The sequence below is a fragment of the Pseudomonas lurida genome, assembly GCF_002563895.1.
GTDB lineage: Bacteria > Pseudomonadota > Gammaproteobacteria > Pseudomonadales > Pseudomonadaceae > Aquipseudomonas > Aquipseudomonas lurida.
Map to the genome: position 1 here is coordinate 5,954,773 of NZ_PDJB01000001.1, position 24,723 is coordinate 5,979,495.

Consider the following 24,723-nt stretch of genomic DNA (forward strand, 5'->3'; position numbering starts at 1 on the left):
GCGGGCTTGCTCGCTGCCACATCTGGACGGCGTTACTTCAGTTGATCCGTGAGGAAACTGAAGTACTCAGCGCGAATCTGCGGAATCTCATTTGCCAAATGATGCCTGCCCCGCGGCAGCATCAACACCTGCGGCTGGTCGAACTTGCTCCGTAGCACCTGCAGGTTGTGCTGCCAGTCCACCGTCATGTCTTCCTCGCCCTGCACGATCACCGGCCGCCTCGGGCTGCGCGGTGCGGCTTCGATGCGTTTGATCCAGCGCGCCAAGGCCCCCACCCACGCGGTAGGCAGTTGGCGCGGCTGCAGCGGGTCGGCCTCAAGGAAGGGTTTGAACGCCGGATCGTTGGTGTTCTCGCTGAACCGCCGTGCAATGCCTTTGACGAATGGACGCAGCAGGTAATAACTGACTTGCGACCAGCCCCAGGCCCGTGGCCGCACCAAGGGTGAAAGCAGGAAGGTCTTGCCCTGGGCCGGGCTGTCGGCCCCCTGGTTAAGCAAGTGGTCCACCACCACCGCCCCGCCGGTGCTTTGCCCGAACAGATGCCAGGGTTGCGGCAATTGCAGGGCTTCGGCCTGCGTAAACAGCGCCTGCACCACATGCTGGTACACCGCAAAATCATCGATGCTGGCGCGCGCGCCGCTGGACAGGCCGTGCCCGGGCAAATCGCAGGCGATCACCACGAAGCCCTGGTCCAACGCCCAGTCCACCACATGGCGATACAACCCCATGTGGTCGTAGAAGCCATGGAACATGAACATCGTTGCCACCGGCACGGGCGGCCACCACACCTGCGCGACCACCTTGAACCCGTCCACCTCGAAGCAACCCAGGCGACTCACCACCGGGGTTTTACGCGCCGCCAGGTCCAGCCCATAAAAACGCTGGTAGACCCGAGCCTCGGCGCTGAGCGGTTGCGCATCCACCAGGGGCCGCAAGCTTTCGCGCAGATGATCGGGGTCAAAGGTGACAGGCATAAAGGGTTCCAGACTGACGGTGAAGATGAATATCGAGCTGCGATATTCATCTGTCAGGACAAGCATGGCAAGCTACGCGACCTTCGAGGATACATCTGAATGCGACAGCCCTACCGCACCGCCCTGTTCGCCAGCCTGATCCTGGTTATCTGCGCCGGCGTGCTGTGGGCGGCCTATGACTGGTTCCAGGGGCGCTACCTGCGCGCCTTCAGCGAACACACGGCGGTGTTTTCCGGCGACCTCTTAACACTGCCTGCGGACCTCGCCGGGCCCGGCCCGATTCGCCTGGTGCACTTCTGGGACCCGGCCTGCCCCTGCAACGTCGGCAACCAGCAGCACCTGGGTGAGCTGATCGAGCACTATGCGCCCCGGGGCGTCGAGTTCTATGCCCTGCAAAAACCCGGCAGCCACGGCCAATTGCCCGATAACCTGCGCAGGATGAAATCCCTCGCTACCCTGCCCGGCGCCGACCAGGTTCCGGCCAGCCCGGCCGTGGGTATCTGGGACCGCAGCGGCAAGCTCGCGTATTTCGGCCCCTACAGCGAAGGCCTCACGTGCAATTCCAGCAACAGCTTTATTGAGCCGATCTTGAAGGCCCTTGAAGCGGGACGCGCGGTGAATGCCACGCACACCCTCGCGGTGGGCTGCTATTGTTCGTGGCCAAAAGGCTTGTAACTCGCCACCCCACTCTTGGTAAGGAATGTTCATGAAGCGCGTCTTGCAGGTTCTCGCGGTTCTGGTGGTGCTGGTCGCCCTTGGCGCCAGCTGGTACGTCTACAGCAAGCAACCCACCCGCCAGGGCACGGTGACACTGGCCAACCTGCAAGGCTCGGTCACGGTCCGCTACGACGACCGGGGCGTGCCGCACATTCGTGCCGAGAATGAAACCGACCTGTACCGCGCCCTGGGCTACGTGCACGCCCAGGACCGCCTGTTCCAGATGGAAATCATGCGCCGCCTGGCCCGTGGCGAACTGGCCGAGGTGCTGGGGCCCAAGGTGCTGGAGACCGACAAGCTGTTCCGCAGCCTGCGCATCCGCGACCGCGCGGCCACCTATGTGGCGCAACTGGACCATGAGTCGGCGCACTGGAAGGCCCTGCAAGCCTATCTGGACGGGATCAACCAGTATCAGGACAGCCACGCCCGCCCGATGGAGTTCGACGTACTGGGTATCCCCAAGCGGCCGTTTACCGCCGAAGACACCATCAGCGTCGCCGGGTATATGGCCTACAGCTTTGCCGCCGCGTTTCGTACCGAACCCCTGCTGACTTACATCCGCGACCAGTTGGGCAGCGATTACCTGAAAGTCTTCGACCTCGACTGGCAACCCAAGGGTGCCCTCAACCTGGCTGCCAGCGATTGGCAGACCCTCGGCGCCATCGCGTCCCTGAGCGAACAGGCCTTGGCCGACAACGGCCTGCCGCAGTTCGAAGGCAGCAACGCCTGGGCCATCAGCGGCAACCGCACCAAGAGCGGCAAACCGTTGCTGGCCGGTGACCCGCATATCCGTTTCTCGGTGCCGTCGGTGTGGTACGAAGCGCAGCTGTCGGCGCCAGGGTTTGAGTTGTACGGCTACCACAATGCACTGGTGCCGGTGGCGTTCCTGGGGCACAACCTGGACTTCGGCTGGAGCCTGACCATGTTCCAGAACGATGACCTCGACCTGATCGCCGAGAAGGTCAACCCGGACAACGCCAACCAGGTCTGGTACCACGGCCAATGGGTCGACATGACCCGCACCGAGCAGCAGATTGCGGTGAAGGGCCAGGCGCCGGTGACGTTGACCCTGCGCCAATCACCCCACGGCCCGATCATCAACGATGTGCTGGGCGAAAACGCCGGCAAGACACCGATTGCCATGTGGTGGGCGTTCCTCGACACCCAGAACCCGATCCTCGAAGGTTTCTACCAGCTCAACCGCGCCGACACCCTGGTCAAGGCGCGCGCGGCGGCCGCCAAGGTGTCCGCGCCGGGGCTGAACATCGTGTGGGCGAATGCCAAGGGCGATATCGGCTGGTGGGCAGCGGCGCAGTTGCCGATTCGTCCGGCCGGGGTCAACGCCGGGTTTATCCTCGACGGCAGCAGCGCCCAGGCCGACAAGCTCGGCTTCTACCCCTTCAGCGCCAACCCGCAGGAAGAGAACCCCGCGCGGGGTTATGTGGTATCGGCCAACGCCCAACCCGTGTCGCCCACTGGCATGGAGATCCCCGGCTATTACAACCTGGCCGACCGTGGCCAGCAGTTGAACGCCCAATTGAGCGACAAGAGCGTGAAGTGGGACGTGAACAACAGCCAGGCGTTGCAACTGGGCACCACCACCGCCTTCGGCCCACGCCTGCTGGCGCCGCTGCTGCCGGTGCTGCGTGAGGGGGTCAGGGACCCGGCGCAGTTGAGACTGGTGGAGCAACTGGCCGCCTGGAAAGGCGACTACCCGCTGGACTCGACCAGCGCCACGCTGTTCAACCAGTTCCTGTTCAACCTGGCTGAAGCCGCGTTCCACCCCAAGCTCGGCGATGGCATGTTCAAGACCCTGCTCAGCACCCGCGTCATTGACGCCGCCCTGCCGCGCCTGGCCGCCACACCGGATTCGCCGTGGTGGGGCGGTAAGCGCGCCGACACCGTCAAGCTCGCCTGGGACAACAGCCTCGCGCACCTCAAGGCCACGTTGGGTGATGACCCAAGCCAATGGCAATGGGGCAAGGCCCACACCCTCACCCACGGCCACCCACTGGGCTCGCAGAAGCCGTTGGACCTGATCGTCAATGTCGGCCCGTTCCCGGCGCCCGGCACCCATGAAGTGCCGAACAACCAGTCCGCCAACATCGGTCCGGCGCCCTGGCCCGTCACCTACGGGCCGTCTACCCGCCGCCTGATCGACTTCGCCGATGTGGCTCACGCGCTGACCATCAACCCGGTCGGGCAAAGTGGTGTGCCGTTCGACCGGCACTATGCCGACCAGGCGGAGACTTATATCGAGGGCGGCTACGAACAAGCGCACTTCACCGATGAGGAAGTGACGGCCAATACGCGCGGGACGCTCAAACTGTTGCCTGCCCGATAGCCGCTTGGAACTCGGTCAATCAGGTGGGCGCGGGCTTGATCTGTGTTGTGACAACTACCTGGCGCGCAAACGCCCTGGCGCCTCGCCATAGGTGTCCTTGAACTTCTTGCTGAACGCCGCCTGGGACTGGTAACCCACCTGGGCGGCGATATCCAGCAGGCTCAGGCGCGACTGACGCACCAGGTTGAACGCCAGCTCCATGCGCAACTGAGTCAGCAACACCCACGGCGATACGCCCGCCACCTTCACAAACGCGCGCATGAACGTGGCACGCGACATCGTCGCGGCAGCTGCCAGGCTGTCGATGGTCCACTCATGCCCCGGATCGGCCAGCATCACTTGCCAGGCCTTGCCCAGCCGCTTGTCGGCAAGCAGTGCAAAGGTGCCGGCAACCGGTGCCTGGCGAGTCAGCCAGGTGCGCAGGATCAGGGTGAACAGTGCCGACGACAGTGCATCGATAAACGAGCGGGCGCCCAGTTGCTGGCCGTCCGCCTCGCTGCGCAATAACGCGATCAACGCCGCCAACTGCCCGTCACCCTGCCACTCGCGGCTGGACACCACCAGGTACTCTGGCAACGCGCCGAACAGCAACGACTGCCGGTTGTAATGAAAACTGCCGCAGAGCATGTCCAGATCCGGGCGGTCGCCGCCCAGGCGATGCACCGTGAGCACACCGCCTTCGATCACCCTGGGTTGCATCGCCCGAGCCCGCGCGCCGTGGCTGCGCAGCAAGTGCGCGGCACCGCCCGGCATCAGCAGGATATCGCCCTCCTCCAGGCTCACCTGCTGCCCGCCCGACAACTCGGCACGGCAGGTGCCGCTGAGCACGATGTGATAAGGCGCCACACCGAAATCTTCCGGGGCGTGGTCCAAGGCCCACTCGCCCTGGAGCTGGCAACGCAAATCCAGACTGCCGCGCAGGTTGGCCAACGCGATAAGCGTGTCGATCGAATTCATTTGCGAGCATCGGTCAAAAAGATGAGCGGATTGAACAATAACGACGCCCCCGAACGGAAGAGACTGGCTTCACACCCCCCACCTGTTCAGGAGTTACCGCAATGTTCAATAACTGGTCCGACTTGCTGCCTACCGTGAAGAAAGCCTTTGGCGCACTGGGCAAGAGCAACCCGAAGATGGTCAAAGCGTACATGGCACTGGGCGAAGCTGCCGAGGAAAACAACGTCCTCGACGCCAAGACCCGTGAGCTGATTTCCATCGCCGTGGCCATCACCACCCGCTGCGACGGTTGCATCGGCGTGCACGCTGACGCGGCGATCAAGGCCGGCGCCACCCGCGAGGAAGTCGCTGCAACACTGGCGACCGCGATCTCCCTGAATGCCGGCGCGGCGTATATCTACTCGCTGCGCGCGCTGGAAGCCTACGACACCCTCAAACCAGTGCCGCAAAGTTGAGTCGGAACTGTTGCGGCGTCACGCCCAGCCGGCGATTGAACACACTGCGCATGTGCTGGGCATCGCGAAAGCCGCATTGATAGGCCACGGTCTTGAGCGGCGCGGGGCTGCTTTCGAGCATGACCCGCGCCGCGTCCACCCGCGCCCGCTCGACAAACTCCGCCGGCGTGATCCGCGCCTCACGGGCAAACACCCGGGAGAAATTGCGCGCGCTCATATTGGCCGCCTTGGCCAGGTCGGCAATGGTCAGGTCGCCGGTCAGGTTGGCCAACACATACAGCTGCACCAGCGCCACCGCTGACGTGGTCTCGGCGTGGGGGGTCAGAAACGGGCTGAACTGCGACTGCCCGCCCGAACGCTGGGTAAACACCACCAGGCGCTTGGCCACGCTCAAGGCAACTTCAGGGCCGTGATCCTGGGCCAGCAAATACAGCGACAGATCGATGCCCGCCGTGACCCCGGCCGAGGTGTAGAGGTTGCCGTCCTGCACGTAGAGGCGGTCGGCCTCGACCTGGGCGGTGGGGCACAGGCGCGCCAGATCTGCGGCATCGTTCCAATGGGTGGTGACGGTTTTCCCGTCCAGCAGCCCGGCCCGGGCCAGCATGAAGGCGCCGTTGCAGATCGAACCGAAGCGTCGTGCCCGCGCGGTGGCGCCACGCAGCCAATCGTCGAACTGGGCGCCGAAGTCCTCGAAGGGTAACCGCGGCCCGCCGGCGACCAGCAGCAGGTCATAGGCTTGCAGGGCTTCGCTGTAATGCCGGTGGGCCTGCAATGACAGGCCGTTGGAGGCAGCCATGTTGCCGTGGCCGAAGCCGATGACGTCCAGCTGGTAGTGATCCTGGGGCGACAAAAAGCGGTTGGCTTCGCAGAACACGTCCATGGGGCCAGTCACGTCGAGTGACTGGACGCCGGGGAAGATCAGGATGGCGACGGTTTTTTGCATGGGTACACCTTTATGTCCGGGCGAACGCAAACCCTGTGGGAGCTGGCTTGCCTGCGATGCAAGCGACTCGGCCCATCAGGTATACCGAGGGGATGATATCGCAGCGATGCGGCGATCCGACAAGCCAGCTCTTACATTTGACCGAGCACACCCTTGGCGCGATATGGCGGCACATTGGCCGGGATCGCCTCCTCGCCGCGATAGCCCCTTCGCGGGGGCGCGACCAGACTGGACACCTCGGCGCCACCCCCGGCGCTTTCTTGAGGAGAACGACCATGAGTACCACCATCGCCGGCATCAAGATCCCGGACAGCGCCCTGGCCAAGGCCACCACCGAATACGTGCGCGACATCGAGTCCGACCTGCTCTACCACCATTCCCGCCGGGTATTTCTGTTCGGCGCATTGAGCGGCGAACGCAAGCAACTCGCGTACAACCCGGAACTGCTCTACGTCGGCGCGATGTTCCATGACCTGGGCCTGGTGGAAGGCCATCGCAGTGACGACGAGCGCTTCGAAGTCGACGGCGCCAACGCCGCCGCCGCGTTCCTCAAGCCCTACGGGCTGAGCGATGACGATATCGAACAGGTGTGGTTGTCCATCGCCCTGCACACTACGCCAGGCGTGCCGCAGCACCTGCGCCCGACCGTTGCACTGGTGACCGCGGGTGTCGAAATGGACGTGCTGGGCATGGACTACGCTGCGTTCAGCAACGTACAGCGCGAAGCCGTGGTGCATGCGCATCCACGCGGAGAAGGGTTCAAGGAGTGCATCATCTGCGCGTTTGCCGACGGCTTGCGCCATCGTCCGCAGACCACGTTTGGCAACGTGAAAACGGATGTACTGGTGGATCAGGAGCCGGGGTTCAAGCCGATGAACTTTGTGGAGGTCATCCGCAAATCGCCGTGGACTGCGTAGTCGACCTGAAATGCAATCAACTGTGGGAGCGGGCTTGCCTGCGATGAGGCTCTGCCAGTCGACTCATCTGTCGACTGATAGACCGCTATCGCAGGCAAGCCCGCTCCCACATTTTTTACCGCGTTCCTTCAGTCAGACCGGTGCAGGCGCCCGACGCTTGTCCGGCTGCTGCCAGCCATCGGCAGCGGCTTCTTCAATCGCTTGCTGGATGGCTTTCTTGCGATGCTCTTCGGCACGGCGGCTGAAGAACCACACCAGGAACGTCACCAGCGACACCGCCAGCAGAATCAGGCTGGCCACGGCATTGATCTCGGGTTTAACCCCAAGGCGCACCGCCGAGAACACTTCCATCGGCAAGGTCGTCGACCCCGGCCCCGACACGAAACTCGCCAGTACCAGGTCATCCAGCGACAACGCGAACGACATCATGCCGCCCGCCGCCAACGACGGCGCGATCATGGGGATGGTGATCAGGAAGAACACCTTCCACGGCCGTGCGCCCAGGTCCATCGCCGCTTCTTCGATCGACAGGTCCAGCTCACGCAAGCGCGCCGACACCACCACCGCCACATACGCCGCACAGAACGTGGTGTGGGCGATCCAGATGGTGACAATGCCACGCTCCTGGGGCCAGCCAATCATCTGCGCCATGGCCACGAACAGCAGCAACAGCGACAGACCCGTGATCACTTCCGGCATCACCAACGGCGCGGTCACCAAGCCGCCGAACAGAGTACGGCCCTTGAACTGGCTGATGCGCGTCAGCACGAATGCCGCCAACGTACCCAATGCCACCGCGGCCACCGCCGTATAGCAGGCGATTTCCAGGGACCGGGCTACCGAGCCCATCAACTGGGTGTTGTCCAGCAGGCCCACGTACCACTTGATCGACCAACCGCCCCATACCGTTACCAGTTTGGATTCGTTGAACGAGTAGATCACCAGGATCAGCATCGGCAGGTAGATGAACAACAACCCCGCCACCAGCATAAAGCTGGAGAATCTGAAGCGCTTCATATCTTGCCCTCCATCTCTTTGGCTTGGCTGCGGTTGAACAGGATGATCGGCACGATCAGGATCGCCAGCATCACCACCGCCAAGGCAGAGGCCACCGGCCAGTCACGGTTATTGAAGAATTCTTGCCACAACACTTTACCGATCATCAGGGTTTCCGGGCCGCCGAGCAGTTCCGGGATCACGAACTCACCCACCACCGGGATAAACACCAGCATACAGCCGGCGATGATGCCGTTCTTGGACAACGGCACGGTGATCTTCCAGAAGCTGTTGAAGGTGCTTGAGCCCAGGTCCGACGCGGCCTCCAGAAGGCTCTGGTCGTGCTTCACCAAGTTGGCATACAACGGCAGGATCATGAACGGCAGGTACGAATAGACCACGCCGATATACACCGCGATGTTGGTGTTGAGGATCTGCAGCGGCTCGTTGATCAACCCGATGGACATCAGGAAGCCATTGAGCAAGCCGTTGTTGCTCAGAATGCCCATCCACGCATACACGCGGATCAGGATCGCGGTCCAGGTCGGCATCATGATCAGCAGCACCAGCACGGTCTGCATCTCTTTGCGTGCAGTCGCGATGGCATAGGCCATCGGATAGCCGATCAGCAGGCACAGCACTGTGCTGAAGAACGCCATTTTCAGCGAGCCCAGGTACGCGGCGATGTATAGCTCGTCGTCGCCGAGCATCGCGTAGTTGGCCAGGTTCAGCACCAACTGCAGTTTCTGCTCAACGAAGGTGTAGATCTCGGTGTATGGCGGGATCGCCACGTCGGCTTCGGCAAAGCTGATCTTCAGTACGATAAAGAACGGCAAGGCGAAGAACAGGAACAACCAGAGGAATGGAATCCCGATGACCACCTGTTTGCCATTGGGGACGATGCGTTGCAGCCGCCGCTTCAGTTTCCTCGTGTTCATGAGCGAAGTACCACGCCGCTGTCGTCTTCCCACCAGACGTAGACCTGGTCACCCCAGGTCGGACGCTGGCCACGGCGTTCGGCGTTGGCGACGAAGGATTGCACCAGCTTGCCGCTCGGCAGCTCCACGTAGAACACCGAATGGCCGCCCAGGTAGGCGATGTCGTGCACCTTGCCACTGGACCAGTTGTGCTCGCAGGTCGGCATTTCGGTGGTGACCAGCAGCTTTTCCGGGCGGATGGCGTAGGTCACCGACTTGTCTTCCACCGAGGTGGCGATGCCGTAGCCCACGTAGATGTCGCGGTCCAGGTCAGCGCACTTGAGCACCGCATGGCCTTCGGCGTCATCCACCACTTGGGTGTCGAAGATGTTGACGTTGCCGATGAATTCGCACACCAGGCGGCTGGTAGGCGTTTCGTAGATGTCGATCGGGCTGCCGATCTGGGCGATCCAGCCCAGGTGCATGATCGCGATGCGCTCGGCCATGGTCATGGCCTCTTCCTGGTCGTGGGTCACCATCACGCAGGTCACGCCTACACGCTCGATGATCTCCACCAGCTCCAGTTGCATCTGCGAGCGCAGCTTCTTGTCGAGGGCGCCCATCGGCTCATCGAGCAACAGAAGTTTCGGGCGCTTGGCCAGGGAACGCGCCAGCGCCACACGCTGGCGCTGACCACCGGACAACTGGTGCGGCTTGCGCTTGGCGTACTGGCTCATTTGCACCAGCTTGAGCATCTCGGCCACGCGGGCATCGACCTCGGCCTTGGGGATCTTGTCCTGTTGCAGGCCGAACGCGATGTTCTGCGCCACGGTCATGTGCGGGAACAGGGCGTAGGACTGGAACATCATGTTGATCGGCCGCTCGTAGGGCGGCATGTCAGTGATGTCTTCTCCGTCGAGGTAGATACGCCCCTCGGTCGGGCGCTCAAAACCTGCGAGCATACGCAGCAAGGTGGACTTGCCCGAACCCGAACCGCCGAGCAGGGCGAAGATCTCGCCCTTCTTGATTTCCAGGGACACATCGTCCACGGCAATCGTCTCGTCGAACTTCTTCGTGACCCGGTCGATTTTGACCAGCACCTTTTTCGGTGTCTGGTCGCCCTCGAGGGCTTTCTTATAGGCGCCGGAGGCAACTGCCATTTACGAAACTCCCCAAAAAAAGAGTGCAGTTCGCCCGAGGCGGGCGAACCCAGGATAGTTTGAGCTTTAAGCCTTACTTGCCCGTCTTGACCTTGGTCCAGCTACGGGTCATCAAACGCTGCACTTTCGGGGGTAGCTCGAAGTTGACGAATGTCCTGTCGAGCACCGCCTGCGGTGGGTAAACCGCTTCGTCCGTGCGTATCGATTGCTTCATCAGTTTGTCCGCCCCTGGGTTAGGGTTGGCGTAACCGACGTAATCACTGACCTGAGCGATCACCTCAGGTTGCAGCAAATAGTTGATGAAGGCGTGGGCCTCTTTGACGTTGGTCGCATCCTTGGGGATGGCCAGCACGTCAAACCACAGGTTGCCGCCTTCTTTCGGAATCGCGTAGGCGATGTTCACGCCCTTGCCCGCCTCGGCCGCGCGGGCCTTGGCCTGGAACACATCACCGGAGAAGCCTGCCGCCACGCAGATATTGCCGTTGGCCAGGTCCGAGATGTATTTGGAAGAATGGAAATAGGTCACGTAGGGCCGCACTTTGAGCAGCTTCTCCTCGGCCTTCTTGTAGTCTTCAGGGTTGGTGCTGTTGGGGTTGAGGCCCATGTAGTTGAGCACCGCCGGCAGCATTTCATCCGCCGAATCCATGAATGACACACCGCAGGTAGCCAGCTTCTTCATGTTTTCCGGCTCGAACAGCACGGCCCAGGAGTCGATATGGTCGACGCCCAGCACTTCCTTCACTTTATCGACGTTGTACCCGATGCCATTGGTGCCCCACAGGTACGGCACGGCGTACTGGTTGCCCGGGTCGTTCTTTTCCAGGCGCTTGAGCAGCACCGGATCGAGGTTGGCATAGTGGGTCAGCAACGACTTGTCGAGCTTCTGGAACGCCCCGGCCTTGATCTGCTTGCCAAGGAAATGGTTGGACGGCACCACCACGTCGTAACCGGTACGCCCGGCCAGCAACTTGCCTTCCAGGGTTTCGTTGGAGTCAAACACGTCATACACGGGCTTGATGCCGCTGGCCTTTTCGAAGTTGGCCAGGGTGTCGGCGCCGATGTAATCGGACCAGTTATAAATATGCACAGTCGGTGCGGCCTGCACGCTGACGGCCAGCGTGATACCTGCACCCACCAGCATGGCTTTGCGAAATAAAGAAATTGGCAAGTGGAGGTCCTCTTAAATAGTTGGGCCTTACAGTTGTTGCCCGACAACAAAACCGGCGCGCAACTTACCCTCGATAAACCGATCCGGCAAAACTTTCTGTCATTTAATTTGTGGGAGCCGGTTTTGGTGGGGACGGGCTTGCTCGCGAAAGCGGTGTATCAGTTGATACATAGGCTGGCTGACACACCGCCTTCGCGAACAAGCCCGTTCCCACACAAGCCCCCTCCCACAGGTTTTAAGGCTTATTTGCCCGATTTGATCTTGGTCCAGCTGCGTGTCATCTCACGCTGGGTTGCAGCCGGCAAATCCGCAATGGCGTAGAGCTTGGCTTGCACATCCGCTGGCGGGTAGATGCCTGGATCGTTGGTGATGTCTTTGTCGACCAGCGCGGTGGCTTTCGCGTTACCGTTCGGGAACCGTACGCTGTTGGTGATCGATGCCATGACTTCAGGCTTCAACAGGTAGTTCATGAACGCGTAGGCAGCGTCGACGTTTTCGGCATCTTTAGGGATGGCAACCATGTCGAAGAAGCTACCTGCGCCTTCTTTCGGAATGTCGTAGGCCACCTTGACCTTGCCACCGGCTTCAGCCGCGCGAGACTTGGCCTGCTGGATGTCACCCGAGTAACCCACGGCCACGCAGATGTTGCCGTTGGCCAGGTCGGAGATGTACTTGGACGAATGGAAGTAGCCGATCGAAGGACGGATCTTGAGGAACAGGGCTTCGGCCTGCTTGAGGTCGTCTTTCTTCTGGCTGTCGGTCGGCAGGCCCAGGTAATGCAACGCCACCGGGAGCATTTCGGTTGGCGAATCGAGGAAGCTCACGCCGCAGCTTTTCAGCTTGGCAATGTTTTCAGGCTTGAGCAGCACGTCCCACGAATCGATCTTGTCCACGCCCAGTGCGGCCTTGACCTTCTCCGGGTTGTAGCCGATGCCGATCGAGCCCCACATGTATGGGAAAGCGTGCTTGTTGTCCGGGTCGCTGACCGACACGGCCTTGAGCAGCGATTTGTTCAGGTTGTCGTAGTTGGACAGCTTGGACTTGTCCAGCTCCTGGTAGACACCCGCCTTGATCTGCTTGGCGAGGAAGTTGTTCGACGGTACGACGATGTCGTAGCCGGACTTGCCTGCCAGCAACTTGGCTTCCAGGGTTTCGTTGCTGTCAAAAACGTCGTACACCACTTTGATGCCCGACTCTTTTTCAAAGTTGGCGATGGTGTCCGGTGCAATGTAGTCGGACCAGTTGTAGACGTGCAGCACTTTATCGTCGGCCTGGGCCGCGCCCGCCATTGCGCCCATCAGGGACAAGGCGAGGAGGGTCTTGCCAGCGTTCTTCAAACCTAATGCCTTCATTTGGTGATGCTCCAATTTTTCTTTTTTGGGCCACAAGCTTTTTATGTTTTGCGGCCCAGCCAAAGGGCAACAAAACAGGGCGACAGTCTGGCAAGTTCCGAGGCCGGCTTTCAACCAAAGCCTCATTTATAACCGCTCAGAAGGCAGCGCCCGAAAGCCGCTGCGTCCTGAGCCTAGCACTTAGCCCTGCAATGCCGCCAAAGTCAGGTCCAGGCACTGCCGCGCCTTGGTGACCAGTTCGTCGATTTCAGCCTTGCTGATCACCAGCGGCGGCGAAATGATCATGGTGTCGCCCACGGCGCGCATGATCAGGCCATTCTCGAAGCAGAAGGTGCGGCAGATCATGCCAACGCCCTTGCCTTCATACCGCTTGCGCGTCGCTTTGTCCTGGACCAGCTCGATCGCACCGAGCATGCCGACACCACGCACTTCACCCACCAGAGGGTGATCAGCCAGTTCCCTCAGACGTTTCTGCAAATAGGGTGCCGTTTCGTCGTGCACACGTTTAACAATTTGTTCATCGCGCATGATGCGGATGTTTTCCAGCGCCACCGCAGCGGCTACCGGGTGACCGGAGTAGGTGAAGCCGTGGTTGAAGTCACCGCCTTCGTTGAGGACCTTTACCACCTCATCGCGCACGATCAGGCCACCCATCGGGATGTAACCCGAGGTCAGGCCCTTGGCGATGGTCATCATGTGTGGCTTGAGGTCGTAGAAGTCGCTACCGAACCACTCACCGGTACGGCCGAAACCGCAGATCACTTCGTCGGCGATAAACAGAATGTCGTACTTGGCGAGGATTTCCTTGATGCGCGGCCAGTAGGTGGCGGGCGGTACGATCACGCCACCGGCACCCTGGATCGGTTCGGCAATAAAGGCACCGACGTTGTCCACGCCCAGTTCCAGGATCTTCTCTTCCAACTGGTTGGCAGCCCACACGCCGAATTCTTCGGGGCTCATGTCGCCGCCTTCGCCAAACCAGTACGGCTGGGCAATGTGGGTGATGCCCGGGATCGGCAAGTCGCCCTGCTCGTGCATATAAGTCATGCCGCCCAAGCTGGCGCCGGCTACGGTGGAGCCGTGGTAGCCATTCTTGCGGCTGATGATGGTTTTCTTGTTCGGCTGGCCCTTGATCGCCCAGTAGTGGCGGACCATGCGCAGCATCGTGTCGTTGCCTTCGGAGCCGGAGCCGGTGAAGAACACGTGGTTCATGCCGGCAGGCGCGATGTCGGAAATGGCCTTGGCCAGTTCCAGCACCGGCGGGTGAGCGGTCTGGAAGAACAGGTTGTAGTACGGCAGTTCTTTCATCTGCTTGGCGGCGGCGTCGGCCAGTTCATCGCGACCGTAACCGATCGCCACGCACCAGAGGCCGGCCATGCCGTCAAGGATCTTGTTGCCTTCGCTGTCCCACAGGTAGACACCGTGGGCTTTGGTGATGATCCGTGGGCCTTTCTCTTTCAATTGCTTGAAGTCACTGAACGGCGCCAGGTGGTGATCGCTGCTCAAGGCTTGCCATTCACGGGTTTGCGGGTTGTTGCTGGACATACCAATCTCCTAGACTTTTCAGTGAAGGGCGCGCCGTTTCAACCGGCGCGCCCGGCGCATCAGACGGCAAAGAGCAGGAATTCCCGCTCCCACGAACTGATCACGCGCTTGAAGTTTTCATGCTCGGCCCGCTTGACCGCGACGTAGCCTGTAATGAATTTTTGACCCAGGTATTTCTCGATGGTCTTGCTGTTTTCCATGCGCTCGAGGGCGTCCTCGATGGTCAACGGCAGGCGCAGGTTGCGCCGCTCGTAACCACGACCCACCACCGGCGCGCTCGGGTTATGGCCTTCGACCATGCCGATGTAGCCACACAGCAGGCTGGCGGCAATCGCCAGGTACGGGTTGGCATCGGCGCCCGGCAGGCGGTTCTCGACACGGCGGTTCTGCGGGCCGGCATCCGGTACGCGCAGGCCGACTGTGCGGTTCTCTTCGCCCCACTCCACGTTGACCGGCGCCGAGGTGTCGGGCAGGAAGCGGCGGAACGAGTTCACATTGGGAGCAAACAATGGCAGCAGTTCAGGGATGAATTTCTGCAGGCCGCCAATGTGGTTGAGGAACAGATTGCTCATGGTCCCGTCTTCATTGGAGAAGACGTTCTTGCCAGTGGCGATGTCGATGATGCTCTGGTGCAGGTGCATCGCGCTGCCAGGCTCGCCGGTCATCGGCTTGGCCATGAAGGTGGCGGCCACGTTGTGCTTGAGCGCGGCTTCACGCATGGTGCGCTTGAACACCAGGATCTGGTCGGCGAGCGACAGCGCATCGCCGTGACGGAAGTTGATTTCCATCTGCGCCGTGCCGTCTTCGTGGATCAGGGTGTCGAGGTCCAGCTCCTGCAGTTCGCACCAGTCGTAGACGTCTTCGAACAACGGGTCGAATTCGTTGGCCGCTTCTATAGAGAAGGACTGGCGACCGGTTTCAGGGCGGCCGGAACGGCCAATCGGCGGTTGCAACGGGAAGTCCGGGTCTTCGCAACGCTTGGTCAGGTAGAACTCCATCTCCGGTGCCACGATGGGCTGCCAGCCTTTGTCGGCGTAGAGCTTGAGGACTTTCTTGAGCACGTTGCGCGGCGACAGCTCGATCGGGTTGCCTTGCTTGTCGTAGGTGTCGTGGATCACCTGGGCGGTCGGCTCTATGGCCCACGGCACCAGGAATACGGCGTTCTGGTCGGGACGGCAGATCATGTCGATGTCGGCCGGGTCGAGCAATTCGTAATAGATGTCGTCTTCGACATAGTCCCCGGTCACGGTCTGCAACAGCACGCTCTCGGGCAAGCGCATGCCTTTTTCGGCGATGAACTTGTTGGTCGGCGAGATCTTGCCCCGGGTGATGCCGGTGAGGTCGCCAATCATGCATTCGACTTCTGTGATCTTGTGGTCTTTCAACCAATCGGTGAGCTGGTCGAGGTTGTTACTCATAAATGCCTCTGGGCTGGGTTTCCTGACATCCATTAAAAGGTCAGGCGTTGTTTGACGCAGCATCCGCGTCGTCTCTTCGTTCAGGGTAGGAGCTTACCTGCCATTTGCTGCAGCGTTGCATTCCTCACGCCAAAGTCGTGCAGAATCATGAGCAGCACCTCGCGCGGGCGCCGTTCTGGGACATCGTCGAGGGCAGTGCAAGGGCAAAGAAGAGGTCCGCCCGAGCGTCAAAAATATTGGCCGGGGCGCAGGTGTTCACGCAGGACGAGTGAACGGATGACACAGCCTGTCTGAAGCAGGCCAAGACGCCAAGTGGCGGCAGGAGACACATGAAGCACCCCGGTATTATTGCTGTTATGGGTTTGAATCGAGCTTAGCCTTGTTCATTTTTTTACACAACACCCCCGTAAAAAATACAACACGGCCCGCTCAAGCCTGCTAGTCCCAAGCCCTTCAAACCCAAAAAACCGCCCCAAAAAGCCCCGAAAAAGCCTCCATGGCGCTTTTTTAGGGCAAAAAAGGCCTCGCTTGACTTCGGCATGCCGTTCGGGTTGACTGAAACCAGAAAAGATCAATGATTGATATTTTTAACAACAAAGGTGTTGCATCATGTCGGTACCCCCGCGTGCCGTTCAGCTTAACGAAGCGAACGCGTTCCTTAAGGATCATCCTGAGGTTCTGTACGTAGACCTTCTAATTGCGGATATGAATGGTGTGGTGCGCGGCAAGCGCATCGAACGCACCAGCCTCCACAAGGTTTACGAGAAGGGCATTAACCTGCCTGCCTCTTTATTTGCCCTGGATATCAACGGCTCTACGGTGGAAAGCACCGGCTTGGGCCTGGACATCGGTGATGCTGACCGAATCTGTTATCCAATCCCCGACACCCTGTGCAATGAACCCTGGCAAAAGCGCCCAACCGCGCAACTGCTGATGACCATGCACGAACTTGAAGGTGAACCTTTCTTCGCCGACCCGCGCGAAGTGCTCCGCCAAGTTGTAAGCAAATTTGACGACCTTGGCCTGACGATCTGCGCCGCCTTCGAGCTTGAGTTCTACCTGATCGACCAGGAGAACGTGAACGGCCGCCCACAACCGCCCCGCTCGCCGATCTCCGGCAAACGCCCGCACTCGACACAGGTCTACCTGATCGACGACCTCGACGAGTACGTCGACTGCCTCCAGGACATCCTGGAAGGTGCGAAGGAGCAAGGCATCCCGGCTGACGCCATCGTCAAGGAAAGTGCCCCGGCGCAGTTCGAAGTGAACCTGCACCACGTGGCCGACCCGATCAAGGCTTGCGACTACGCCGTACTGCTCAAGCGCCTGATCAAGAACATCGCCTACGACCATGAGATGGACACCACCTTCATGGCCAAGCCTTACCCAGGCCAGGCAGGCAATGGTTTGCACGTACACATTTCGATCCTGGACAAAGACGGCAAGAACATCTTTGCCAGCGAGGATCCCGAGCAGAACGCCGCATTGCGTCACGCGATCGGCGGTGTGCTCGAGACCCTACCCGCTCAAATGGCGTTCCTGTGCCCCAACGTCAACTCCTACCGCCGATTCGGCGCACAGTTCTACGTGCCGAACTCGCCGTGCTGGGGCCTGGACAACCGCACCGTGGCGATTCGCGTACCGACTGGCTCGTCCGATGCCGTCCGTATCGAACACCGCGTGGCCGGTGCCGACGCCAACCCTTACCTGCTGATGGCTTCGGTCCTGGCAGGCGTGCACCACGGCCTGACCAACAAGATCGAGCCTAATGCACCGGTGGAAGGCAACAGCTACGAGCAGAACGAGCAAAGCCTGCCGAACAACCTGCGCGATGCCCTGCGCGAATTGGACGACAGCGAGGTTATGGCCAAGTACATCGATCCCAAGTACATCGATATCTTCGTCGCCTGTAAGGAAAGTGAGCTGGAAGAGTTCGAACACTCCATCTCCGACCTTGAGTACAACTGGTACCTGCATACCGTCTAAATGGCGGCAGCGATAAAAAACGCCGCAGGCTTTATGACCTGCGGTTTTTTTTGGTTTTTTTCCAGGAACACCGAGGTGGATTCATCCCAGGCAAGCCAGCGCCCACATGTTGATTTGTGAACACATTCAAAGATGGGACCAGGCTCGCCTGCGATGGCGCCCTGGAAGACAACACACACGCCTGCTCTTACAATGCCCGCTGCCTTGTAGGAGACGTCCATGACCACCCGCCCCGCCGCCCCTCGCAAACCCCGTGCCCGCAGCCAGGCCCGGATCGATGCGATTCTTGACGCCGCCCGCACCTTGCTGGCAGCCGAAGGCGTGGCGAGTTTGTCGATCTACAGCGTGGCCGAGCGTGCGCAGATCCCACCGTCATCGGTGTATCACTTCTTCGCCAGCGTACCCGCGCTGCTGGAGGCACTGACTGCAGACGTCCACGCAGCCTTCCGGGCGGCGATCCAGGCGCCCATCGAGCACGACGCTCTCAAGCACTGGCGTGACCTGTCCTGCATCGTCGAGCAACGCATGCTCACCATCTACGAACACGACGCCGCCGCACGCCAGTTGATCCTGGCACAGCACGGGCTGGCCGAAGTGACCCAGGCGGACCGCCAGCATGACCTCGAGTTGGGGGATCTGATGCTGGACGTGTTCAATCGTCACTTCGAAGTGCCGACACTGCCCAGTGATGTGGATGTGTTTGCGCTGGCGTTGGAGCTGAGCGACCGCGTGTATGCGCGCTCGGTGCATCAGCACGGGCTGATCACCCCGCGCATGGCCGAGGAAGGCATGCGGGTGTTCGATGCATATGTAGGGCTTTACCTGCCGCCCTATCTGCCTAAGCGGATGGCTGCTCGCTGATTTCCCGGCTGCCTGTGCACGCCCCATCGCAGACAAGCCAGCTCCCACCTTTGACGGTGTTCACACATCAAAATGTAGGCGCAGGCTTGCGCGCGATGAGGGCCCAAGGGCAGCGCTGATCACAACTTGGCGATCGACACCTCGGTGGACTTCACGAAGGCAATCACTTCGCTGCCAATCACCAGTTCCAGCTCTTTGACCGAGCGGGTGGTGATCACGGAAGTGACGATCCCGGATGCGGTCTGCACGTCGATTTCCGACAGCACGTCGCCTTCGACGATTTCCTTGATGGTGCCTTTGAATTGGTTGCGCACGTTGATGGCTTTAATAGTCATGGTGTTCTTCCTTCATGGGACAAGTGAGTTATTGAGCCCAACGCAATTGCGTAGGCAGCGGTGAAACGGGTTCGGGTTCTGGCGGCGTGCCGGGCAACGACAACACACGGTTGAGCACTTCGGCTTCCAGCGCGGCCAGGCGATGTGAGCCCCGGGCGCGTGGGCGCGGCAGGTCGACGATGAGGTCAAGGCCGATTTCGCCGTCTTCGATCAGGATGACGCGGTCGGCAATCGCCACGGCTTCGCTGACGTCATGGGTCACCAGCAACACGGTGAAACCGTGCTTCTGCCACAGGTTTTCGATCAGTTGCTGCATTTCGATGCGGGTCAGCGCATCCAGCGCGCCCAACGGCTCGTCCAGCAGCAGCAAGCGCGGTTGGTGGATCAGCGCACGGGCCAGGGCCACGCGTTGCTTCTGCCCACCGGACAGCGCCGCCGGCCATTCATTGGCCCGTTCGGCCAGGCCAACCGCCTCCAGGGCTTGCAGCGCGTTGGGGCGCCAGTTGCCTTTAAGGCCTAGGCCCACGTTGTCGATAATCTTTTTCCACGGCAGCAGGCGTGCTTCCTGGAACATCAGCCGCGTGTCTTCAATCGCTTCGCTCAGCGGTGCGGAACCGGCCAGCAGCTCGCCACCGCTGGCTTTGTCCAGCCCCGCCAGCAGGCGCAGCAAGGTACTTTTACCGCAACCACTGCGACCGACCACCGCGACGAATTGGCCGGCAGGAATGTGCAGGTCGATGTCCTTGAGCACTTCGCGCGCGCCGAAGGCCTTGCGCAACTTGCGTACCGCCAGGGGAATGCCCTTCAGCAGGCGCGGGGGTTGTTGAGCTGTCATGCCGCACCTCCTTTATTCACTTGATAGGCCGGGTGCCAGCGCAGCCACACACGCTCCAGACCGCGAGCGGCAAGGTCGGCAAGCTTGCCGAGGATGGCGTACATGACGATGGCCAGCACCACCACGTCGGTTTGCAGGAATTCACGGGCATTCATCGCCAGGTAGCCGATACCCGAGCTGGCGGAGATGGTTTCCGCCACGATCAGCGTCAACCACATGAAGCCCAGGGCAAAGCGCACGCCCACCAGGATCGACGGCAGCGCGCCCGGCAGGATCACCTGGCGGAACAGGCTGAACCCGGACAAGCCATAGCTGCGCGACATCTCCACCAGCGCCGGGTCGACGTTGCGGATGCCGTGGTACGTGTTGAGGTAGATCGGGAACAGCGTGCCAAGGGCGACCAGGAAAATCTTCGCCGTCTCGTCGATGCCGAACCACAGGATCACCAGCGGAATCAGCGCCAAATGCGGCACGTTGCGGATCATCTGCACCGAGCTGTCCAGCAGGCGTTCGCCCCACTTCGACAGGCCGGTGATAAAGCCCAGGGCCAGGCCGATGCTGCCGCCGATCACAAAACCCAGGCCGGCACGCCAGCCGCTGATAGCCAGGTGGGTCCAGATTTCACCGCTGGCGACCAGCTTGATACCGGCTTCAATTACCGCGCTCGGGGCCGGCAGGATACGGGTCGACAACCAACCCGCCGACACCGACAACTGCCACACCGCCAGCAATAGAACCGGCAGTATCCATGGCGCCACACGGTGGCTCAGTTTTTCATAGTTCATGGCGCCGCCTCAGCTCTGTGACGCAGCTTTGGGAAGGATGTCGTTGGCGACCATTTCGCCGAACGGGCTCACGTAGCCGGCGCTTTTCGGCAGCTCGGGACGTTCGATATCCAGGTGAGGGAACAGCAGTTCTGCGACGCGATACGACTCTTCCAGGTGGGGATAACCGGAGAAGATAAACGTGTCGATACCCAGCGCTGCGTACTCCTTCACGCGTGCCGCGACGGTTGGGCCATCGCCCACCAGCGCGGTGCCCGCACCGCCACGCACCAGCCCGACGCCGGCCCACAGGTTGGGGCTGACTTCGAGGTTTTCGCGGTTACCGCCATGCAAGGCCGCCATGCGTTGCTGGCCGACGGAGTCGAAGCGCGCCAGGGAGGCCTGGGCACGGGCGATGGTGTCGTCGTCCAGGTGAGAGATCAGTTTGTCGGCGGCTTTCCATGCTTCGTCGTTGGTTTCACGCACAATCACATGCAGGCGAATACCGAAGCGCACGGTGCGCCCAAGCTTCGCGGCCTTGGCCCTAACCTGTTCGATTTTTTCTGCAACGGCCGCCGGCGGCTCGCCCCAGGTCAGGACCATTTCCACCTGTTCGGCTGCCAGGTCCTGGGCCGCTTCGGAAGAACCACCGAAGTACAGCGGCGGACGTGGTTGCTGGATCGGCGGGTACAGCAACTTGGCGCCTTTGACGCTGATGTGCTCGCCGTCGTAGTCCACGGTTTCGCCTTCCAGCACACGGCGCCAGATGCGGGTGAATTCCACTGAGGCCTGGTAGCGCTCTTCGTGGCTGAGGAACAAGCCATCGCCGGCCAATTCTTCCGGGTCACCACCGGTGACCAGGTTGAACAACGCCCGGCCACCGGACAGGCGGTCCAGGGTCGCGGCCTGACGCGCCGCTACCGTCGGCGAAATGATCCCGGGGCGCAACGCGACAAGGAATTTCAAACGCTGGGTCACCGGGATCAGTGATGCGGCCACCAGCCACGAATCTTCGCAAGAGCGTCCGGTGGGAATCAGTACCCCGCCGAAACCCAGGCGGTCAGCGGCTTGGGCCACTTGCTGCAGGTAACCGTGGTCAACGGCGCGAGCGCCTTCGGCGGTGCCAAGGTAATGGCCGTCGCCGTGAGTAGGCAGGAACCAGAAAATATTGAGGCTCATGGAGTTGTCTCCTGAAGAAGTCGGATTACGGCGCTTTGGCCACGGTGGCGGGTGGCGTCCAGATCACGTCCTTGATGTTCAAGGGCTTGGGGATCAGTTTGAGTTGGTAGAAGCTGTCGGCGATCTTCTGCTGGGCCACCACCACTTCAGGGGTCAGGAACAGTGCGCCGTAGCCTTGGCGTTTCACCGAGGTCAGGGTGATGTCAGCCGGCAGGCCGAGCAGCGGCGCCACTTGTTCAGTCACTTCCTGTGGGTTGGCCTTGGACCATTCGCCCACGGCGCGCACCTCTTCGATCAGGGCCTTGATCACCTGCGGGTGATGTTCGGCGTACGGCTTGGTGGCCAGGTAGAACTGATGGTTGTCGGCGATGCCGGTGCCGTCACGCAGGGTGCGGGCTTGCAGCTGTTTCTCGGCGGCGGCCTGGTACGGGTCCCAGATCACCCAGGCGTCCACGCTGCCACGTTCGAACGCGGCACGCGCGTCGGCAGGTGGCAGGAAAACAGTCTGCACGTCGGTGTATTTCAGGCCGGCGTCCTCCAGGGCACGGACCAGCAGGTAGTGCACGTTGGAGCCTTTGTTGAGCACGATTTTCTTGCCCTTGAGCTCGGCCACGGAGTTGATCGGTGAATCCTTTGGCACCAGGATCGCCTCGCTGGTCGGCGCTGGCGGTTCATAGGCCACGTAGAGCAAGTCGGCCCCGGCTGCCTGGGCGAAGACCGGTGGGGTTTCACCGGTCACGCCAAAATCGATAGAGCCGACGTTCAGGCCCTCCAGCAATTGCGGGCCGCCGGGAAACTCGGTCCATTGCACGTTCACACCCTGGGCCGCGAGGCGTTTTTCCAGGGTGCCCTTGGCCTTGAGCAGGACCAGCGTGCCGTACTTCTGATAACCGATACGCAGGGTCTCGGCCGCGTGAGCTTGAACAATGGCGCCGAAGGACACAGCCGCAGCAAACAGTGCGACCAGACCACGACGCAAGATGACAGTGCGCATGGCGCTCTCTCCAAATAATGCGATGAGGGGGTTGGCTGCACCTGCTTGGCCGTTGGCGGCTGAGTAAGGTGGGTACTACAAAATGCGGTAAGGCTCAGATGCTCCAGCGAGCACTCAACAAACGTTCATTCAACACATGGGGGTCCAGCGGTTTCGGGCGACGGGCCATGGCGTCGTAAAGCGTCTCCAGTGCCTGGTGCAGACGGTGTTCGAGCACCGGCACCAATTGCGCCTGGGCGCTGCCTTCGCCATAAGCGATCTGGCTGTCCTCGGCAAAGATGCCGTGGAGCAATTCCTGGGCCTTCAGCGCCGACAGCACAGGCTTCAAGGCGTAGTCCACCGCCAGCATGTGGGCAATGCTGCCGCCGGTGGCCATCGGCAACACGACCTTATGGGCCAGGGCACGCTCGGGCAGCAGGTCCAGCAGGGTTTTCAGCGCGCCGGAGAACGAGGCCTTGTACACCGGGGTCGCGATCACCAAGCCATCCGCGTTAGCCACTTGTTGCAGCAGGTCAATGACCTTGGGGCTGTCGAAGCGCGCGTGCAGCAGGTCTTCAGCCGGGAAGTCCCGTATCTGGTAACTCACCACTTCTACGCCTTTGTCTTGCAACCACTGACGGGTTTTATCCAGCAACACCCCGGAGCGGGAACGCTGGCTGGGACTGCCTCCAAGTGTTACGACCAACATGCAGGAATTCCTTGAGCAGGTGTCGACGGTTCGCTGTGTGGCGATGGCGCCAAGATGGAACAGACCTTATCAGCAGATTTATATATCTTTAAATCTTATTTTTTCATGTGTTTATTCTTTAAATGCATATACGACAGATCAAAACGCAGGCGAAAAAAAAGGCCGTCAAAACGGCCTGAAAACCCCTGCTATGTGATTGGGTTCTGGCTCAATAGAGGTAGTGGCCATCGCGCGCAAGCCCGGCTCCCACAGGGGAATGCGCAGCCGGGCTCGCCCGCGATGGCGCTATCAGCCTCAGCGATTGGGCTGTGGGGTCAACCGCAGGTACGGCTTGACCGCCCGGTAACCCTTGGGAAAGCGCTTCTTGATCTCGTCCTCATCCTTGAGCGACGGCACGATCACCACCTCATCACCGTCCTGCCAGTTGGCGGGCGTGGCGACCTTGTGGTTGTCGGTCAGCTGCAGCGAATCGATGACCCGCAGGATTTCATGGAAGTTGCGCCCGGTGCTGGCCGGGTAGGTGATGGTGAGGCGGATCTTCTTGTTCGGATCGATCACGAACAGGGAACGCACGGTGAGGGTGTCACTGGCATTGGGATGGATCAGGTCATAGAGGTCCGAGACCTTACGGTCGGCGTCCGCCAGGATCGGGAAATTGACGACGGTGTGCTGGGTCTCGTTGATGTCTTCGATCCACTTGTGGTGCGAGTCCACCGGGTCTACCGACAGGGCGATAGCCTTGACGCCACGCTTGGCGAATTCGTCCTTGAGCTTGGCGGTGAAACCCAGTTCGGTGGTGCACACCGGGGTGAAGTCCGCCGGATGGGAAAACAGCACACCCCAGCTATCGCCCAGCCATTCGTGGAAACGAATCTTGCCGGCGCTGGAATCCTGTTCGAAGTCGGGGGCGATATCGCCCAGTCTTAGGCTCATGGTGTGGCTCCTGGTGAGTGCTTATGGAGCCCACTGTGCATGGATTGTGGATTATTTAAAAAGAATAAATATCGATCTATCTAGACGATAAGGGAATATTAAAAATCTGTTCATTGGACGCGGACACAGGCGAGGAGCAACATCGCATCCAAGGTTCGAGAAGGCCTTGAGACGCTGTACACAGAGGGATTCGGGAAGGGCCTGCGGGGGTTTGGCCCGACTTGAAAGCAAGACACCTTGCCCGGCGTTGCGCCGGGCAAGGTTTTACAGACTTACAACAGCTTC

24 protein-coding genes are annotated in these 24,723 nt (G+C 60.8%); 6 read left to right on the forward strand and 18 right to left on the reverse strand.

What is annotated here, in order from left to right:
- Positions 1–32: 32 nt before the first annotated feature.
- On the reverse strand, positions 33–974 hold the full coding sequence (gene bipL, locus ATH90_RS27250) for a phospholipase BipL (RefSeq protein ID WP_098467534.1): 942 nt from the start codon (positions 972–974) through the stop codon (positions 33–35).
- A gap of 99 nt (positions 975–1,073) precedes the next feature.
- Between bipL and ATH90_RS27255 the strand changes: the two genes are divergently transcribed.
- Both ATH90_RS27255 and ATH90_RS27260 read left to right on the forward strand, forming a co-directional pair.
- Complete coding sequence (locus ATH90_RS27255; protein ID WP_098467535.1) at positions 1,074–1,649, forward strand: DUF6436 domain-containing protein; 576 nt, start codon at positions 1,074–1,076, stop codon at positions 1,647–1,649.
- A 31-nt stretch (positions 1,650–1,680) separates the two neighbouring features.
- Positions 1,681–4,035, forward strand: coding sequence for a penicillin acylase family protein (locus ATH90_RS27260; protein WP_098467536.1), 2,355 nt, complete (start codon positions 1,681–1,683; stop codon positions 4,033–4,035).
- Positions 4,036–4,089: 54 nt separating this feature from the next.
- On the opposite strand, the gene ATH90_RS27265 is transcribed toward ATH90_RS27260, so the two are convergent.
- Positions 4,090–4,992 carry an AraC family transcriptional regulator gene (locus tag ATH90_RS27265; protein WP_098467537.1) on the reverse strand — a complete coding sequence of 301 codons (903 nt, stop codon included), beginning with the start codon at positions 4,990–4,992 and terminating at the stop codon, positions 4,090–4,092.
- Between the two features lie 101 nt (positions 4,993–5,093).
- Here ATH90_RS27265 and ATH90_RS27270 point away from each other — a divergent pair, with 101 nt between their 5' ends.
- The gene (locus ATH90_RS27270) at positions 5,094–5,447 is read left to right on the forward strand and encodes a carboxymuconolactone decarboxylase family protein (RefSeq protein WP_034110071.1); all 354 of its coding nucleotides are present in this window, start codon (positions 5,094–5,096) and stop codon (positions 5,445–5,447) included.
- On the opposite strand, the gene ATH90_RS27275 is transcribed toward ATH90_RS27270, so the two are convergent.
- Positions 5,425–6,390: a GlxA family transcriptional regulator gene (locus tag ATH90_RS27275; RefSeq protein WP_069078510.1), complete on the reverse strand. Its 966-nt coding sequence runs from the start codon at positions 6,388–6,390 to the stop codon at positions 5,425–5,427. The genes ATH90_RS27270 and ATH90_RS27275 overlap by 23 nt on opposite strands.
- A 275-nt stretch (positions 6,391–6,665) precedes the next feature.
- On the opposite strand from ATH90_RS27275, the gene ATH90_RS27280 reads away from it, so the two are divergent.
- Positions 6,666–7,307, forward strand: coding sequence for an HD domain-containing protein (locus ATH90_RS27280; protein WP_034110076.1), 642 nt, complete (start codon positions 6,666–6,668; stop codon positions 7,305–7,307).
- 132 nt (positions 7,308–7,439) lie between these two features.
- Here ATH90_RS27280 and ATH90_RS27285 read toward each other — a convergent pair whose 3' ends face one another.
- From ATH90_RS27285 to ATH90_RS27315, 7 genes are all read right to left on the reverse strand, one after another.
- Positions 7,440–8,324, reverse strand: a complete 885-nt coding sequence (locus ATH90_RS27285) for an ABC transporter permease subunit (protein WP_003195236.1) — start codon at positions 8,322–8,324, stop codon at positions 7,440–7,442.
- On the reverse strand, positions 8,321–9,241 hold the full coding sequence (locus ATH90_RS27290; protein WP_034110078.1) for an ABC transporter permease subunit: 921 nt from the start codon (positions 9,239–9,241) through the stop codon (positions 8,321–8,323). The genes ATH90_RS27285 and ATH90_RS27290 overlap by 4 nt, the downstream gene beginning before the upstream one ends.
- The gene (locus ATH90_RS27295) at positions 9,238–10,380 is read right to left on the reverse strand and encodes an ABC transporter ATP-binding protein (RefSeq protein WP_033897564.1); all 1,143 of its coding nucleotides are present in this window, start codon (positions 10,378–10,380) and stop codon (positions 9,238–9,240) included. Before ATH90_RS27295 ends, ATH90_RS27290 begins: the two co-directional genes overlap by 4 nt.
- Before the next feature lie 73 nt (positions 10,381–10,453).
- Positions 10,454–11,548, reverse strand: a complete 1,095-nt coding sequence (locus ATH90_RS27300) for a polyamine ABC transporter substrate-binding protein (protein ID WP_034110080.1) — start codon at positions 11,546–11,548, stop codon at positions 10,454–10,456.
- A gap of 242 nt (positions 11,549–11,790) precedes the next feature.
- A complete protein-coding gene (locus ATH90_RS27305) occupies positions 11,791–12,885 on the reverse strand; it encodes a polyamine ABC transporter substrate-binding protein (protein ID WP_098467722.1) in 1,095 nt (364 codons plus the stop codon).
- 195 nt (positions 12,886–13,080) lie between these two features.
- A complete protein-coding gene (locus ATH90_RS27310) occupies positions 13,081–14,445 on the reverse strand; it encodes an aspartate aminotransferase family protein (protein WP_034110083.1) in 1,365 nt (454 codons plus the stop codon).
- A gap of 59 nt (positions 14,446–14,504) precedes the next feature.
- Positions 14,505–15,863 carry a glutamine synthetase family protein gene (locus tag ATH90_RS27315; RefSeq protein ID WP_034110085.1) on the reverse strand — a complete coding sequence of 453 codons (1,359 nt, stop codon included), beginning with the start codon at positions 15,861–15,863 and terminating at the stop codon, positions 14,505–14,507.
- Between the two features lie 609 nt (positions 15,864–16,472).
- Between ATH90_RS27315 and ATH90_RS27320 the strand changes: the two genes are divergently transcribed.
- Positions 16,473–17,849, forward strand: a complete 1,377-nt coding sequence (locus tag ATH90_RS27320; protein ID WP_010207341.1) for a glutamine synthetase family protein — start codon at positions 16,473–16,475, stop codon at positions 17,847–17,849.
- Here ATH90_RS27320 and ATH90_RS27325 read toward each other — a convergent pair.
- Complete coding sequence (locus ATH90_RS27325; RefSeq protein WP_098467538.1) at positions 17,846–18,070, reverse strand: hypothetical protein; 225 nt, start codon at positions 18,068–18,070, stop codon at positions 17,846–17,848. The genes ATH90_RS27320 and ATH90_RS27325 overlap by 4 nt on opposite strands.
- Here ATH90_RS27325 and ATH90_RS27330 point away from each other — a divergent pair.
- On the forward strand, positions 18,069–18,710 hold the full coding sequence (locus ATH90_RS27330) for a TetR/AcrR family transcriptional regulator (RefSeq protein WP_034110090.1): 642 nt from the start codon (positions 18,069–18,071) through the stop codon (positions 18,708–18,710). The two genes, ATH90_RS27325 and ATH90_RS27330, sit on opposite strands and share 2 nt — an antisense overlap.
- 119 nt (positions 18,711–18,829) lie before the next feature.
- Here ATH90_RS27330 and ATH90_RS27335 read toward each other — a convergent pair whose 3' ends face one another.
- From ATH90_RS27335 to ATH90_RS27365, 7 genes are all read right to left on the reverse strand, one after another.
- On the reverse strand, positions 18,830–19,045 hold the full coding sequence (locus tag ATH90_RS27335) for a TOBE domain-containing protein (protein ID WP_003213899.1): 216 nt from the start codon (positions 19,043–19,045) through the stop codon (positions 18,830–18,832).
- A 28-nt stretch (positions 19,046–19,073) separates the two neighbouring features.
- Positions 19,074–19,880, reverse strand: a complete 807-nt coding sequence (gene ssuB / locus ATH90_RS27340; protein WP_034110092.1) for an aliphatic sulfonates ABC transporter ATP-binding protein — start codon at positions 19,878–19,880, stop codon at positions 19,074–19,076.
- Entirely contained in the window at positions 19,877–20,665 is a 789-nt protein-coding gene (gene ssuC / locus ATH90_RS27345; protein ID WP_034110094.1) for an aliphatic sulfonate ABC transporter permease SsuC, read from the reverse strand. The genes ssuB and ssuC overlap by 4 nt, the downstream gene beginning before the upstream one ends.
- 9 nt (positions 20,666–20,674) lie before the next feature.
- Positions 20,675–21,823: an FMNH2-dependent alkanesulfonate monooxygenase gene (gene ssuD, locus ATH90_RS27350; RefSeq protein ID WP_098467539.1), complete on the reverse strand. Its 1,149-nt coding sequence runs from the start codon at positions 21,821–21,823 to the stop codon at positions 20,675–20,677.
- 25 nt (positions 21,824–21,848) lie between these two features.
- The gene (locus ATH90_RS27355; RefSeq protein ID WP_098467540.1) at positions 21,849–22,817 is read right to left on the reverse strand and encodes a sulfonate ABC transporter substrate-binding protein; all 969 of its coding nucleotides are present in this window, start codon (positions 22,815–22,817) and stop codon (positions 21,849–21,851) included.
- 94 nt (positions 22,818–22,911) lie between these two features.
- Positions 22,912–23,505 carry an NADPH-dependent FMN reductase gene (ssuE, locus tag ATH90_RS27360; RefSeq protein WP_098467541.1) on the reverse strand — a complete coding sequence of 198 codons (594 nt, stop codon included), beginning with the start codon at positions 23,503–23,505 and terminating at the stop codon, positions 22,912–22,914.
- A gap of 294 nt (positions 23,506–23,799) precedes the next feature.
- Complete coding sequence (locus ATH90_RS27365; RefSeq protein WP_034110101.1) at positions 23,800–24,438, reverse strand: peroxiredoxin; 639 nt, start codon at positions 24,436–24,438, stop codon at positions 23,800–23,802.
- Between the last annotated feature and the right edge of the window lie 285 nt (positions 24,439–24,723).

What these genes read in the sequence shown, in the direction of transcription:
- ATH90_RS27355 (WP_098467540.1), bottom strand. Translation starts at nt 22,817, where the DNA reads ATGCGCACTGTCATCTTGCGTCGTGGTCTGGTCGCACTGTTTGCTGCG.
- ATH90_RS27325 (WP_098467538.1), bottom strand. Translation starts at nt 18,070, where the DNA reads ATGGACGTCTCCTACAAGGCAGCGGGCATTGTAAGAGCAGGCGTGTGT.
- ATH90_RS27285 (WP_003195236.1), bottom strand. Translation starts at nt 8,324, where the DNA reads ATGAAGCGCTTCAGATTCTCCAGCTTTATGCTGGTGGCGGGGTTGTTG.
- ATH90_RS27330 (WP_034110090.1), top strand. Translation starts at nt 18,069, where the DNA reads ATGACCACCCGCCCCGCCGCCCCTCGCAAACCCCGTGCCCGCAGCCAG.
- ATH90_RS27365 (WP_034110101.1), bottom strand. Translation starts at nt 24,438, where the DNA reads ATGAGCCTAAGACTGGGCGATATCGCCCCCGACTTCGAACAGGATTCC.
- ssuD (WP_098467539.1), bottom strand. Translation starts at nt 21,823, where the DNA reads ATGAGCCTCAATATTTTCTGGTTCCTGCCTACTCACGGCGACGGCCAT.
- ATH90_RS27335 (WP_003213899.1), bottom strand. Translation starts at nt 19,045, where the DNA reads ATGACTATTAAAGCCATCAACGTGCGCAACCAATTCAAAGGCACCATC.
- ATH90_RS27315 (WP_034110085.1), bottom strand. Translation starts at nt 15,863, where the DNA reads ATGAGTAACAACCTCGACCAGCTCACCGATTGGTTGAAAGACCACAAG.
- ssuB (WP_034110092.1), bottom strand. Translation starts at nt 19,880, where the DNA reads ATGACAGCTCAACAACCCCCGCGCCTGCTGAAGGGCATTCCCCTGGCG.
- ATH90_RS27275 (WP_069078510.1), bottom strand. Translation starts at nt 6,390, where the DNA reads ATGCAAAAAACCGTCGCCATCCTGATCTTCCCCGGCGTCCAGTCACTC.
- ssuC (WP_034110094.1), bottom strand. Translation starts at nt 20,665, where the DNA reads ATGAACTATGAAAAACTGAGCCACCGTGTGGCGCCATGGATACTGCCG.
- ATH90_RS27320 (WP_010207341.1), top strand. Translation starts at nt 16,473, where the DNA reads ATGTCGGTACCCCCGCGTGCCGTTCAGCTTAACGAAGCGAACGCGTTC.
- ATH90_RS27255 (WP_098467535.1), top strand. Translation starts at nt 1,074, where the DNA reads ATGCGACAGCCCTACCGCACCGCCCTGTTCGCCAGCCTGATCCTGGTT.
- ssuE (WP_098467541.1), bottom strand. Translation starts at nt 23,505, where the DNA reads ATGTTGGTCGTAACACTTGGAGGCAGTCCCAGCCAGCGTTCCCGCTCC.
- ATH90_RS27260 (WP_098467536.1), top strand. Translation starts at nt 1,681, where the DNA reads ATGAAGCGCGTCTTGCAGGTTCTCGCGGTTCTGGTGGTGCTGGTCGCC.
- bipL (WP_098467534.1), bottom strand. Translation starts at nt 974, where the DNA reads ATGCCTGTCACCTTTGACCCCGATCATCTGCGCGAAAGCTTGCGGCCC.
- ATH90_RS27265 (WP_098467537.1), bottom strand. Translation starts at nt 4,992, where the DNA reads ATGAATTCGATCGACACGCTTATCGCGTTGGCCAACCTGCGCGGCAGT.
- ATH90_RS27310 (WP_034110083.1), bottom strand. Translation starts at nt 14,445, where the DNA reads ATGTCCAGCAACAACCCGCAAACCCGTGAATGGCAAGCCTTGAGCAGC.
- ATH90_RS27270 (WP_034110071.1), top strand. Translation starts at nt 5,094, where the DNA reads ATGTTCAATAACTGGTCCGACTTGCTGCCTACCGTGAAGAAAGCCTTT.
- ATH90_RS27280 (WP_034110076.1), top strand. Translation starts at nt 6,666, where the DNA reads ATGAGTACCACCATCGCCGGCATCAAGATCCCGGACAGCGCCCTGGCC.
- ATH90_RS27290 (WP_034110078.1), bottom strand. Translation starts at nt 9,241, where the DNA reads ATGAACACGAGGAAACTGAAGCGGCGGCTGCAACGCATCGTCCCCAAT.
- ATH90_RS27295 (WP_033897564.1), bottom strand. Translation starts at nt 10,380, where the DNA reads ATGGCAGTTGCCTCCGGCGCCTATAAGAAAGCCCTCGAGGGCGACCAG.